This is a genomic window from Wolbachia endosymbiont (group A) of Cydia splendana (assembly GCF_947179475.1).
In the GTDB taxonomy this organism is placed as follows: Bacteria; Pseudomonadota; Alphaproteobacteria; order Rickettsiales; family Anaplasmataceae; genus Wolbachia; species Wolbachia pipientis.
The window spans coordinates 341160-354720 of record NZ_CAMXBP010000001.1; the positions used below are offsets into that span (position 1 = coordinate 341160).

Here is a 13561-nt window from a genome sequence, read left to right on the forward strand (position 1 = left end):
GAAATACAAAAATAATTATTTTATAAATTTATCTTACATAAGAAGTTTATATCTCTATATCTTAATATAAATATTTATTTAAATTTTTAAAATTTCTATTTTAACGAGAATTCTATATATTATATTTATAATATAATTTAAATATTTGTTGCTTTTTAGCTGGAACATTATTTAGTTAGTAAGTAAAATTGTGTTGAATATGACAAAAATAAAAAAAGATATTGCTGTTATTATGGGAAGTGAGTCAGATTACACCACTATGGTCCATACCGTTGATATGTTAAAAGCATTAGAAGCTTCACATGACATATTCATAATATCTGCACATAGAACGCCAGAAAGGCTCTTCAATTTTGCTAAATCTGCACAAGAAGAAGGTTTTAAGGTTATTATAGCTGGTGCAGGAGGTGCAGCTCATTTACCTGGTATGGTTGCGTCACTAACTTGTTTACCAGTTATCGGTGTTCCTGTGCATAGTAAACAATTAAATGGGCTGGACAGTCTACTCTCTATAGTTCAAATGCCAAAGGGTGTTCCAGTTGCAACCATGTCTATAGGAGAAAATGGAGCATATAATGCTGCCATTACTGCCGTATCTATATTGTCAATTTCCAACAGTGAAATTGCAGGTAGGTTAAAAAAGTGGAGAGAGAAACAGACCAAAGAAGTAAAAGAAAAACCAGTTTCATAATAAATCTATGGCAATAATTCTTTTAGACACAAAAACCATAAACCGTATAGCAGCGGGGGAGGTGATAGAAAGGCCAGCAAGTGTAGTAAAGGAATTAGTGGAAAATGCAATAGATGCTGGAAGTTTAGAAATAGAGATTAAAATAGAAAGTGGTGGGCGTAACCTTATTATTGTGACAGATGATGGTAACGGAGTAGAAAAAAACGATTTAGAACTTGCGTTTATGCGCCATGCTACTTCAAAATTGAGCGACAATGAGTTGATAGAAATCAAGCATCTTGGCTTTAGAGGAGAAGCTCTGCCTTCAATAGCAGCAGTAAGTAGGATAAAATTATCGTCTAAGGCAAGAGAAGCAAGTGAAGCATGGTCTATAAGTTATGAGGGTGGAGAGAAAATAGGGGAGCAAACTCCTTACTCTTTATCACAAGGGACACATATTGAAGTACGAGATTTGTTTTTCGCTACCCCAAATAGACTAAAATTTCTAAAAACCGAAAGAGCAGAAACTCAAAGCATTGTTGATATTGTAAACAACCTAGCAATGATTAACTATCATATAGGGTTTACTCTCACTTCAGGTAATAAAAAGCTCTTAAAATACGCTAAGCAGACTTCGTTATTTCATAGATTGTGTGAAGTAGAAGAAGAATTTCAGGGCAATTCTTTGGAGGTCAATGAAGAAGAAGACGACATTAAACTTACGGGACACATCTGTAAGCCGACCGTCAATCGTGGTAAGTCCACTCAGATCTATACGTTTGTTAATGGAAGGCCAATTAAAGATAATTTACTTATTGGTGCAGTTAGGTATGCATATCATGATTTTATTCCAAGCGATAGGTATCCTTTTGCAGCGTTACATTTAGAGATACCTTATGATCAAGTAGATGTAAACGTGCATCCAAATAAGTCAGAAGTAAGGTTTCAGAATAAGAAGCTCATATATGAGATAATGACAAGAGGATTAATTAAAGCATTGTCAAGAAGGATAGGCACCTTTCCAGCGCATGACCAGAAAATGGATTCAACATTGCCAGATCCTTTTGATAAACCTAATGTTCAAAATGAAAGAAGGCCAAGTCCTTTTGAAAATCAACTAATAAAAGAATTTGCTTCTCCAAATGAAAAAGCAAAAGGCTTATCAGAACAGTCAAAATCGTTTGATTATACCGGCATACAGAAATTCCCAGCACAAGCGGAGGCTATGGTTCTAGAAAAAAAGGTGTTAGAGCAAGTTGATTTGATAGAGAGCCACCCGCTCGGGTTTGCACGCTGTCAGGTCTATAATACTTACATTATTGCCGAGGTAAGAGACAAATTGATTATAGTCGACCAGCATGCAGCCCACGAAAGGCTAGTATATGAATGCTTAAAACAAAAATCAAGTGTAAAAAGACAAAAACTACTTCTTCCTGAAACGGTTGAAATCAAAAATCAAGCCGGAATGGAGATGATTGAAGTCTATAAAGATAAGTTATTTGAAATGGGTTTTGATATTGAGATCAAACCAGAAAATAAAGTGATAGTAAAAGAAATCCCTGCAATTTTGGGAGCAATAGATGTGAAAGAGATGCTAATTAACATAATTGATAGATTAACGGAAATAGAAGATACATTGCCAGTAGAAGATAAAGTGAACAAAATATTGGCCACTATCGCTTGTTATGGATCAATTAGAGCGGGTAGAAAAATGAGATTAGAAGAAATGAATGTGCTGCTTAGACAAATGGAAAAAACCCCATATTCCGGGCAATGCAACCACGGAAGACCAACTTATATAGAAATGAAACTCAGTGATATTGAAAAACTTTTTGAGCGTAGGTAATGAGGTTGCCATAAATATGTAAGTGCTCCTTTCTCGTCATCCAAGTAGCTCATAGAAACGAAAAAACTTCCTTGACAAACTCCGTCAGCCCCCTTATCATGGAAGTGAAGCTATTTATTTATCTTCGCAATCTGTGCAGGTTAATGACAAAAAACTTAGGGTATTTGGCGTCTCATGTTTAATTTTTCGCACTACGTGCATCGCATGTCTTTAAAAATTTCTGGGTTTTTACCTATATAAGCCGAAACGCGCTTACAAAGCGTTTAAGACAGCAAAAAACGTCAAATTGACAAGGGAGAATTTGAATACTAGCTACCCTAGGGTTTCTTTGCCTTTTTTCCTGCTTGGTAAATTTCTTAAACACTTGCGGTGTAGGTTAGTTGCAAGTTAAAAGCAGCTAAATCGCTCTTAATCAAGCGTTTTAGAATAAAAAAAACGCCGATATTTTAGTACATGGTAAATAGCCAACCACCACGGGGCTTCTTTTGCCTTTTTTTTCGCTTAGTAAATTTCTTAATGTTTATAGCTAAACGACAACCGTCATCCCGCTACGTGTTAGCGGGATCTCTTGTTAGCGCCGCGGCGGTATGATGTCTCGCTTGCAACCTATAGCTTTGTCATTCCAGTGCTCCTTTTTTTGTCATCCCAGTGCCTTGACTATTTGGATCCAGAAAACTTAGCTTCGAGTCAAGTAGGCTGCAAATAAAAACTGGATTCCAGCGTCACGCGCTGGAATGACACCCTGACAATCGTCATCCCGCTACGTGTTAGCGGGATCTATGTTAAGAGATACCGCGAATGAATCGCGGTATGACGTATAGAAACTAAAAAAGTTCTTTTTTAAAAAACTTAAGTTATACTTATAAGTATTTGATACTTTTTATAGTAATTATGTCGAGTTTAAGCTGCCTTTATGGTGATAATGCAGAATTTGTGGAAGAAATGTATAGCCGTTATCTGCAGGGCGATAAATCAATCGGGAAGGATTGGCACAGAGTTTTTTCAAGCAATTTAGAAGTTAATAAAGCAGAGACTTGCGGTGCACAACATGCAACTAAGGTGGATGATTCGGCTTCTGATTTGGCAAATTTCTTCAGATCTTATGGTCATCTTTTTGCAGACCTTGATCCATTATCGCCAAGTGGAAATAAAGAAATAGATTATCAGAAATATTCGAATCTATCTCCTACGGATGATACTAGAATCTATAGAGATATTTACTGCAAGAATATTGGCTTTGAATTTATGCATATCTCCTCTTATGAAGAGAAAATGTGGCTGCAGGAAAAGATCGAAAATCAAACCTATACGCTGAGCTCACAAGACAAAAAAGAAATACTGAGGCACTTGATCGAATCTGAGATGTTCGAACAATTTCTCCATATGAAATTTCCTGGGTATAAGCGTTTCTCTATCGAAGGTGGAGAGTCAGCTATCGTTGCAATTGAAAAAATCATTAGTGATTCTACGGTTTTTGGTATTGAAGAAATAGTCCTTGGCATGGCTCACCGCGGACGACTCAATGTTCTAACCAAAGTGATGGGGAAAGAATATGCGGCAATGCTGTCTGAATTTCAAGGCAATCTTGCATACCCAAGTGGTCTTGAGGTGTCCGGTGATGTTAAATATCACCTTGGTTACTCTTCTGATCGAGCACTTTCAGGTGGCAAAAAAATACATTTAAGTTTATGCCCTAATCCATCTCACCTTGAAGCGGTAAATCCGGTTTTGGCTGGAAGAATAAGAGCAAAACAGAATATAAGATCTGTGCTTGGCATATCAATTCATGGTGATGCGGCTTTCATCGGTCAAGGAGTGGTTGCTGAAACTTTAACCTTAAGCAATATTGAAGGCTATAAAGTGGATGGCATTGTGCACATTGTCATTAATAACCAAGTTGGTTTTACTGCTAACCCATGTTGCGCACGATCCTCTTTTTATTGCACTGATATAGCAAAATCAATAGAAGCTCCAGTGTTTCACGTCAATGGAGATAACCCGGAAGCTGTGAGTTTTGCTACAAGTCTGGCGATGGAATATAGGCAGAAATTTAAAAAGGACGTAGTAATTGACATAATGTGCTACCGCAAATATGGCCATAATGAAGGTGATGAACCGAATTTCACTCAGCCACTTATGTATAAGGCGATATCAAAGCATAAAACTCCTGGAACATTGTATGAAGAAAAATTGACTGCAGAGAAAGTATTAGATGGCGATGAAGTAAATAAATTGCGCAGTGAATTCAGGGCAAAATTAGATAAAAGTCTTGCTGAATCAGCGGCTTACACTCCAAAAAAAGCTGACTGGTTCGGTGGAGTGTGGTCAAAATTAAGAAGAGCAAAGCTGAACGATTTGAGCGAATACTACACGGATTCTGGTGTTCCGCCAGATGAGCTGAAAAAATTAGGTGTGCGTATAAATAGCAATATCCCAAGTAACTTTAACATTAACAATAAGGTTAGAAAAATACTCGATGGCAGAATAGACAGCATAAATTTTGGTAGTAATATAGACTGGGCAACTGCCGAAAGTCTTGCGTTTGCATCACTGCTCACAGAAAGAATAGGAGTGCGTTTATCAGGACAAGACTCTGGTCGTGGAACTTTCTCGCACCGTCATTCAAGGCTTGTTGATCAGGTAACAGAAGAAGCATTTATTCCGCTAAACAATATAAATGAAAAGCAAGCTCACTTTGAGGTCATAGATAGCGCACTATCTGAGTATGCTGTAATGGGCTTTGAATATGGATATAGTCTTGATTCTCCGTATTCACTGGTGCTCTGGGAAGGACAATTTGGTGATTTTGCAAACGGTGCGCAAATTATGATCGACCAGTTTATCGCATCTGCAGAAACAAAGTGGTTGCGATCAAGCGGTCTAGTTTTATTGCTGCCTCATGGTTATGAAGGACAGGGACCTGAGCATAGCTCCGCACGTATAGAGAGATTTTTGCAACTCTGCGCAGAGGATAATATGCAGGTAGTTAATTGTTCCACTCCGGCGAATTACTTCCATGTCTTACGCAGACAAATGCATAGAGACTTTCGTAAGCCTCTGGTAGTGTTTACACCTAAATCGCTACTGCGCCACAAAAGAGCAGTATCTAACCTATCTGATTTTGAAGGAAAATTCCTCACAGTAATTCCAGAATGTAGAACAGGTTTAGTTTCGAATGATAAAATACGTAAAGTTGTAATATGCAGTGGTAAAGTTTATTACGACATATGTGAAGCACAAAAAATAAACGATATAGCAGTAATACGTTTGGAGCAATTCTATCCTTTTCCTGCAGATAAACTAAGTAATGAACTTGAAAAGTACAAAAACGCTGAAATTATATGGTGTCAAGAAGAACCAAAAAATATGGGAGGATGGTTTTTTGTCAACCCATTGATAGAAGAAGTGTTATCTAATCTCGATATCCAAGCAAAAAGACCTAAGTGTATCGCAAGACCTGCTGCTGCATCTCCTGCATGTGGTTATGTTAGTGTTCACACTCAGCAGCAGGAGGAGATTTTAAAGCAGGTTATGCAGGGGATCTAGCACAATTGTGCAAATATTGAAGCGAAAGCTGGCAAGCGAACATTGTTCATCAGATCTTGACGCTGGGCACTGCAGCCAGGCGCGATAGAAAACGTATCACACCAATCAAACCCTTTTGGTACTCAAGCAAATATAAAAGATTTTTATTCTATTAAAAAAAATTTAATTTTTATTAAAATTTTCATTTATTTTTATTTAAAAAGTAAACATTATTAATATTTACTTTAATTAATATAGGATATATATGAATACAAAAATATTTGAGATGTTAATAAGGAGAACTGGTCTACGCAGAGATAGCAAAGCTGAGATCATACAGTTAAATAGAAATGAAAAAGCTTTTGTAGATGAGGATAAAGAATCTATCGAATTAGCTGAGGCCATTTTTGAAGAGAATAATATGTTTCATTTCCGCAAACCAGGTCCTGCTATGGATTACATTTTGCACAAATTAATAAATGATAGGAAGCTTTTCGAGGAAATGAAAGATAGAGGTACAAGTATAATACGTCTTTTTTCTTTGTTATCAATGTATCATGGTCGTCTCAATTGCTGTGTTATAAGAAAAGGAGGGTGTATTACTGAGTGTGGCATACTTGATTACGCTGGCACCTATCCAGAACTAGTGCCTTTAGAGGACTTTATACTTATTGAGCCTTCCTCGTACCTCGAGTACATTGTGTTTGACAATGAGAATATCAGAAATAGGTTAGCTGAAGACTTAACTGAAGATAAAACAAAATTAGATATCTTTTTGAATGGAATTTTAGCAACAAAGAATTCGGATTTAGTATTATCTTGTATTAACAAGATAGAGGTTCTTAATGAGGAAGATAGATATTTTGTTAATCGCTTACAGAAAAACAACATGCTAGACTACATCTTAAACAAAGATGATACAACACTTGAAAAATTAACTCTAAAGGAATTGTTGAAGCTTTCTATTTTGCAGGAAGAAAAAAGCACTGAGTTAGAATCTCCCCAAGCTTCAAGTGTAAATGTTAGCAAAGCTCAGCAACATTGTAGTATATAGCTGGTGATAAAGTTTAAAATAATTGCATATACTAAGGCTCATTTAAATATAGAGCCTCAGTGGTGCTTAATTTTTTCAATTGATGGTGACTAGTAGCCCTACTATGATGTGGATCTATGCTCGCTTATAACTAAAATTTCACTTCCACCAAGGGGATATTATTCCAGCTATTGCTTCCATAGTCATCAATAGAAGCGTTTAAGTAATCTGTATCAAAGCGCACGGGCACATCAAATTCAAAGCTCGCAGTGATTATCACATCTTTTACTGGTGGCTTCATAAATGTTATTTCTCCAGTTGAATAATTTACTGAATATTCACTCTCTTCTTTACCATTTAAATAAATCTTTACTGTCCCATGTACTGGCTTTTTGATCATACGTATATGCTTATCTTCCCCACTTACATAAGTTTTGATTAGCTGAAAAGTCGTTTTTTTGTTATCTCCTATACCAATCTCTTGATTAATGGCTATAAAATCCGACCAATCCTTAAAACGAAACCCTATTGCTTTACCTTTTCGTGCATGAAAAAATGTTATTAGTTCTAGTAGCTGCTCGTTTGATCTGACCCCGTAAGCTATGTTGTATCTAGTGCGTGCATGAGACCAATTGATGTTGCGCTGTTCACAACCATTGTGAGTTGTTACAACGTCAGTGGAAAATTCCGGTCCTCCAGTGGAACCATAAGATATATTTTCTGGAAATCTAATTTCTGTGAATGACATATACCCTCCTGTGAAAGTAAAATAGTTTGGTTGAAGAAAATGTTGTAATTTGAAAGCGTTTCACATAGTAAATGACGCTATGGAAAGTGGATGAGACTACTGAGTTAAACTGCTGTCACACCCACAGTTACTATACTCAGGTTCATTTGAGTTGTCAAGCAAAAAAATAAAATTTTATGGCAAACTGTAACTAGCCTTGCTTGTGACTTAATTCATCTACTTTTTTGCGTAATACATTCAAATCAGTTGCTCCTACAAACAGGCTATCTCCAATTATTAAAAAAGGTATACCACCTACTCCCAAATCTCTTACTAGAAGCCTACTGTTGTTTATCATTTGCTCAATTTTGTCCGCGTTATCTTTTATGGAATCATTAAAATCGTCCTCGTCAATCCCTATGTTTTTCACTATATCCAATATGCTTTCGTCTGAAAATTCTCCTTTGTGACTTAAAGCAGCATGGTGAAAATCGAAATATTTTTCTTTATCGAGAAAATAGACAGCTAAAGCACTTTTTGCTGCCTTTAAAGAAGCGTTACCAAGTATTGGAGCATCCCTAAAGATATACTTAATTTTGCCGTCGTTAATTAACTGCTTTATATCATTCTTTATAGCTTTGCAATGTCCACAAGAATAGTCAAGGAAGCCTACAGCTATAACACTACTATTTTCATTTCCGGAGTAAGGATAAGTAAGGTCAAATATTTGATCCTTGTATTGTGAAATTTTACTTTTGGTTACATTATCTCGAGCAGCGTAACTACTTTTAATCGACTCCTCTTTGAGAGTTTTTACGATCTTATCAAAATTTCTGCTTATATAATTATCTAATTTCTCACCTATATAATCATCGCTTAGCATTTGGCTGCGATTTGAAAGCCAATTGTTTATTATCGGCAAGCTTGCTATTGCTATTATTAAAATTAATAAAAACGATATTCTAGACATACAATTTATTTAAAAACCTACAACATAAAACTTTTAGTACACATTTATCTGTATATTAAAAGAAGCATCTAATGTTAATATATAAAAACATTTATATCAAGTGTATTTTATAGTCAGTTTTGCCTCGAATACAAACTTTACGTACAATGATTAGGTATATTGTCACAAAGTTCATCAGAAGACTTGATAATGTAGGTGACCAAACTACCCCCAGAATAGCCAATTATGAGATGCTCTATCTTTTACCGCCACGCTGTAAGTACGGCGGTAAAACAAAGTTGATAATTTTATTCCGCTGTGTATAATTTTCCGCGGAATAAACATATGAGTGAACCAATAATTGGCAGAGAAAAAGAAATAGCTATTCTACAAGACAAACTTCTTTCTCAATCAGCCGAATTTATTGCTGTTTATGGTCGGCGTCGTGTAAATGTTGTATTATCTGCATTTTATCAGCATAATATAGAAGTAATGTAATGCAGATATTATGCCGATGCCGAATTATACGATTACTTCTAAAATTGCTAGTTGTCTTATAAGGATTGAAGCAGCAAAAGAAAAAGTGTTACATTTGCCGCTCACTGTATCAATGCTTTTGTCTCTTCGTGAAACTGCACGGCTTTATACCACACACTATTCTACTATGATTGAAGGAAATCGACTTGAACCTAAACAGATTGAAGAGGTTTTAAGTGGTAAAAGCCACTTTCCAAAATATAGGAGAGATGAAAATGAGGTTAAAGGATATTATGCAGCTTTAACTCAAGTTGAACAATGGGCAGCAAGGAGAATACCCATTACTGAGAAAGCTGTTCAAACACTACATGCTCTAGTAATAGCAAGTGGAAAATCTAAAATAAAATCAACACCTTATCGTGATGGTCAAAATGTTATCCGCGATAGTCTTACACGTGCAATAATTTATATGCCACCTGAAGCAAAGGATGTACCAAAGCTCATGAGCAGTATGATTGATTGGATTCGTAACAGTGAGCAAGTGCCTTGCCCAATTATTGCAGGTATTGCGCATTATCAATTTGTAACAATTCACCCTTACTATGACGGTAATGGTCGTACTGCAAGATTGTTGACTACATTAATTTTACACCTTGGTGGGTATGACCTAAAAGGACTTTATTCATTGGAAGAATATTATGCTAAGAATCTAGGAGCGTATTATGAAGCAATCAGTATAGGTCCATCGCACAACTATTACATGGGACGAGCTGAAGCAGATATTACTAAGTGGGTGGAGTATTTCGTAGAAGGTATGGCAAATTCATTTGAGAACGTTTTACAACGTATAAATAAAGAAGAATACCACGCTGATCAGACTGATCTTATACGTAAGCTTGATCCTAAACAACGCAAAGCTCTTGAGCTCTTCCAGGAGTTTTCCGCTATTACAGCTAGTCAGGTTGGCGAACTATTTAATTTTAAGCCTCGTACCAGTGCGCAACTTTGTAAAAAGTGGGTGGAAATGGGGTTTATCAAGATTGTAGATTTTTCCAATAGAGGAAGGAAATACAAACTTAGTAAGCAATATGAGGATTTGATCTCAAATTAACTGAAAGCTCGCTAGGCAGGAAAGTAGTGCATAGGTCAAATTTCAATAAAGTGCTTGAAAACTAAATGTAAACTTAAAATTTTAAAAACTGGAATATGTACAACAACTTACGTGACTTCATCAAAGCCTTAGAAGAAAAAAAAGATCTGATTAGGATTAAGGAGGAAGTTTCAACAGTTCTTGAAATGACAGAAATTCATCGCAGAGTTTTGTCAAGCAAAGGGCCAGCGATCATTTTTGAAAATGTTATCACAGAAAATGGCAAAAATTCGATTCCAGTTTTGGTGAATTTATTTGGTACTATTAAGAGGATTGCATTGGGGTTGAACATAAACCCTGATGAACTAAGAGATCTTGGTAAACTTTTAGCATTTTTGCAATCACCTGAGCCGCCAAAAAACTTTAAGGATGCTATAAAAATGTTTCCTTTGTTGAAAGTCGTGTTATCGATGCGAAGTAAAGTCGTGAGCAAGGCTCCATGTCAAGAGGTAGTGCTAACCGGAGATGAAGTGGACCTAAGTCTACTGCCCATTCAAACATGCTGGCCAAATGAACCTGCACCACTTATCACCTGGCCAATTGTGGTAACGAAAGGACCCACGAAAGAAAAGCAAGATAATTTTAATCTTGGAATATATCGTATGCAGGTTATAGATAAAAAAACAACACTAATGCGTTGGCTTGCACACAGGGGTGGCGCAACTCACCATAAGCGTTGGAAGGAAGAAGGCAGAAATATGAAATTTCCTGCTGCTGCTGTGATCGGTAGTGATCCTGCAACGATTATTGCTGCGGTAACTCCAGTGCCAGAAACATTGTCAGAATACCAATTTGCTGGACTACTGCGAAAGAAGCCGCTTGAGCTGGTAAATTGTAAGACTATTCCACTTCAAGTACCAGCTCACGCGGAAATCGTTCTGGAAGGCTATGTGAGTTTGGATAGATATCAAGACGAAGGGCCATACGGAGATCACACCGGCTACTATAATTCTGTTGAGCAATTTCCTGAATTTAATATTACTGCAATTACTATGCGTAAAAACCCGATATATCTTAGCACTTTCACTGGCAAGCCACCTGATGAACCATCGATTCTTGGTGAAGCACTCAATGAAATTTTTGTGCCCATTCTTATCAATCAATTTCCAGAGATAGTGGACTTTTATCTGCCACCGGAAGGTTGCTCATATAGAATAGCGATAGTGTCGATAAAAAAATCCTATCCAGGGCAGGCAAAAAGAATTGTTATGGGCATACTTTCTTTTCTAAAGCAGTTTTTATACACGAAGTTTATTATCGTTGTTGATAATGATATAAATGTACGTGATTGGAAGGAAGTAATGTGGGCAATGTCAACGAGGATGGACCCTGTGCGTGATACAATCATGATAGAAAGTGTACCTATTGATTATTTAGACTTTGCTTCCCCTGAAAGTGGACTTGGAGGTAAAATGGGATTTGATGCGACAAATAAAATCCCGCCTGAAACCAAACGAGAGTGGGGAAAGAAAATTGAGATGAGTGAGGAAATAGTAAGGAAAGTCGCGGAGAAGTGGGAGGAATATATGGACTAGACTTCTTGCATAAAAGCAGAAAAAAGTTTGGCGTTTTTTATAATGCCGCGATTGGCATTAACTGATAATTGTGATTTAAGTCCGTCACAGTGCCCTTTTTTTTGTCATCCTATAGCTATACCGCCGCGGTATCTCTTAGCCGCTAACAAGTAGTGGGATGACGAGCTTATCGTCATCCTGCCGCGAACCGTCATACCGCGATTCATTCGCGGTATCTCAGCCGCTAACAAGCAGCGGGATACTTAGGGATGACGGTTGTTGTTTAGCTGTAAATATTAGGAAATTTACCAAATGAAAAAAAAGGCAAAAGAAGCCCTGGGGTTATTATCCGCTTTAAAATATTGGCGTTTTTTATGTTTTAAACGCTTGACAAGCGAGATTCAGCCGCTTTTAATTGCAACTAACTTACGCTGCAAATGTTTAAGAAATTTACTAAGCAGAAAAAAAGACAAAGAATCCCCGAGTTAGCTAGTCTTTTACTATCTCTGTCGAGTATTGGCATTTTTTGATGTCTTGTAACGCTTTATAAGCGCGTTCAGCTTATTTAGATAAAAATCTAGATGTAGATGAAGTTTTGTAAAGACATACAGTATCTATATACTGCAAAAAATTGAACATAAGACGCCGATACATTAAGTAATCCTTACCTTTTAATCTGCAGATTGGCGAAAGCAAATACAATAGCTTCAGTTTCATGATAAGAGGGCTGGCGGAGTTTGTCAAGCAAGTTTTTTTGTTTCTGCGGGCTACCTGAGTCTATTGATTTCATTAGAGCCGAAACTCTTGAGACCTAGGTGATAATTCTATCTAAAAGAATGCCGAAAAAGAGCAGCAACCCTACGTAGGAATTATTTTTAAATATGGACATGCATTGACTGGGATCGTCAGGATTGAAATTTTTGTATTGGCGGTGAAATATGAACCCTACAGCAAGTAGAGCAATATAAAAAATGTTATTTAATGATGATAAGATACCAGCATATAGCCACGTCATAAGAGATATTAAATAAAATCTTTTCAACCAAGATTTTGTTGTATCACCAAAATATAATGCGGTAGATTTCATCCCGAGTTTTTCATCATCTTTTTTATCTTGATGGGCGTATATGGTGTCATAGCTAAGTGTCCAAAAGACGCATCCTATATAAAACAGCAAGGATTCTATACTGATCTGGTTTGTTATTGCTGCTGAGCCCATGAGCGATCCCATATTGAAGGTAAACCCTAAGAACAATTGTGGCCACCAAACATACCGCTTTAATAAAGGGTAAGTAGCTATCATACACATTGAGATTATTCCAAGTATGAGTGTAGTTTTATTAGTTAATAATAAGATTACCAGGGCAATAAACAGTAGCAGTGAAAGTAAAGCTAAAGCCTGCTTTATGTTTAATGCACCACTTGCAAGTGGCCTATATTTTGTTCGTTCAACGTGCGCATCTATTTTTCTATCGAAGATATCATTGATTATGCACCCTGCGGGTCTCATTAAAAATGCACCTATAGTAAACAAAACAAGGAGAAAAAGAACCTGATACGATAGAGAAGTTGAGGCTAAAAGAATACCGCTCAAACTGGGAAATAGCACAAGCCACAAACCCGTTAAACTGTGCAACCTCATTAATGAAAAGTAACGATTGAAATGCATT

At 36.7% G+C, this 13561-nt stretch carries 10 protein-coding genes; 7 read left to right on the forward strand and 3 right to left on the reverse strand.

What is annotated here, in order from left to right:
* Positions 1-199 precede the first annotated feature (199 nt).
* The 4 genes from purE to OM961_RS01615 all read left to right on the forward strand — a co-directional run bounded on the left by purE (position 200) and on the right by OM961_RS01615 (position 7095).
* Positions 200-691, forward strand: coding sequence for a 5-(carboxyamino)imidazole ribonucleotide mutase (gene purE / locus OM961_RS01600; protein WP_174515715.1), 492 nt, complete (start codon positions 200-202; stop codon positions 689-691).
* 7 nt (positions 692-698) lie between these two features.
* Entirely contained in the window at positions 699-2516 is a 1818-nt protein-coding gene (mutL, locus tag OM961_RS01605) for a DNA mismatch repair endonuclease MutL (RefSeq protein WP_264339222.1), read from the forward strand.
* Between the two features lie 891 nt (positions 2517-3407).
* Complete coding sequence (locus OM961_RS01610; RefSeq protein WP_264339223.1) at positions 3408-6062, forward strand: 2-oxoglutarate dehydrogenase E1 component; 2655 nt, start codon at positions 3408-3410, stop codon at positions 6060-6062.
* A gap of 244 nt (positions 6063-6306) precedes the next feature.
* A complete protein-coding gene (locus tag OM961_RS01615; RefSeq protein WP_264339224.1) occupies positions 6307-7095 on the forward strand; it encodes a hypothetical protein in 789 nt (262 codons plus the stop codon).
* Positions 7096-7225: 130 nt separating this feature from the next.
* Here the strand turns inward: OM961_RS01615 and OM961_RS01620 are convergent, their stop codons facing one another.
* Positions 7226-7822 (reverse strand): TIGR02217 family protein, encoded by a 597-nt coding sequence (locus tag OM961_RS01620; RefSeq protein ID WP_264329612.1) that lies wholly within the window; start codon positions 7820-7822, stop codon positions 7226-7228.
* 190 nt (positions 7823-8012) lie between these two features.
* Complete coding sequence (locus tag OM961_RS01625; protein ID WP_264339225.1) at positions 8013-8771, reverse strand: DsbA family protein; 759 nt, start codon at positions 8769-8771, stop codon at positions 8013-8015.
* 324 nt (positions 8772-9095) lie between these two features.
* On the opposite strand from OM961_RS01625, the gene OM961_RS01630 reads away from it, so the two are divergent.
* The 3 genes from OM961_RS01630 to OM961_RS01640 all read left to right on the forward strand — a co-directional run bounded on the left by OM961_RS01630 (position 9096) and on the right by OM961_RS01640 (position 11912).
* Entirely contained in the window at positions 9096-9248 is a 153-nt protein-coding gene (locus tag OM961_RS01630; protein ID WP_007548541.1) for a hypothetical protein, read from the forward strand.
* A gap of 10 nt (positions 9249-9258) precedes the next feature.
* Positions 9259-10338 (forward strand): Fic family protein, encoded by a 1080-nt coding sequence (locus tag OM961_RS01635; RefSeq protein ID WP_182319894.1) that lies wholly within the window; start codon positions 9259-9261, stop codon positions 10336-10338.
* A gap of 95 nt (positions 10339-10433) precedes the next feature.
* Positions 10434-11912, forward strand: a complete 1479-nt coding sequence (locus tag OM961_RS01640) for a UbiD family decarboxylase (protein ID WP_264329614.1) — start codon at positions 10434-10436, stop codon at positions 11910-11912.
* 790 nt (positions 11913-12702) lie between these two features.
* On the opposite strand, the gene ubiA is transcribed toward OM961_RS01640, so the two are convergent.
* Positions 12703-13560, reverse strand: coding sequence for a 4-hydroxybenzoate octaprenyltransferase (ubiA, locus tag OM961_RS01645; RefSeq protein ID WP_264339226.1), 858 nt, complete (start codon positions 13558-13560; stop codon positions 12703-12705).
* Position 13561: the final 1 nt, after the last annotated feature.

Coding starts and splice junctions, on each gene's coding strand:
- purE (WP_174515715.1), top strand. CDS start 200: ATGACAAAAATAAAAAAAGATATTGCTGTTATTATGGGAAGTGAGTCA.
- mutL (WP_264339222.1), top strand. CDS start 699: ATGGCAATAATTCTTTTAGACACAAAAACCATAAACCGTATAGCAGCG.
- OM961_RS01610 (WP_264339223.1), top strand. CDS start 3,408: ATGTCGAGTTTAAGCTGCCTTTATGGTGATAATGCAGAATTTGTGGAA.
- OM961_RS01615 (WP_264339224.1), top strand. CDS start 6,307: ATGAATACAAAAATATTTGAGATGTTAATAAGGAGAACTGGTCTACGC.
- OM961_RS01620 (WP_264329612.1), bottom strand. CDS start 7,822: ATGTCATTCACAGAAATTAGATTTCCAGAAAATATATCTTATGGTTCC.
- OM961_RS01625 (WP_264339225.1), bottom strand. CDS start 8,771: ATGTCTAGAATATCGTTTTTATTAATTTTAATAATAGCAATAGCAAGC.
- OM961_RS01630 (WP_007548541.1), top strand. CDS start 9,096: ATGAGTGAACCAATAATTGGCAGAGAAAAAGAAATAGCTATTCTACAA.
- OM961_RS01635 (WP_182319894.1), top strand. CDS start 9,259: ATGCCGATGCCGAATTATACGATTACTTCTAAAATTGCTAGTTGTCTT.
- OM961_RS01640 (WP_264329614.1), top strand. CDS start 10,434: ATGTACAACAACTTACGTGACTTCATCAAAGCCTTAGAAGAAAAAAAA.
- ubiA (WP_264339226.1), bottom strand. CDS start 13,560: ATGCATTTCAATCGTTACTTTTCATTAATGAGGTTGCACAGTTTAACG.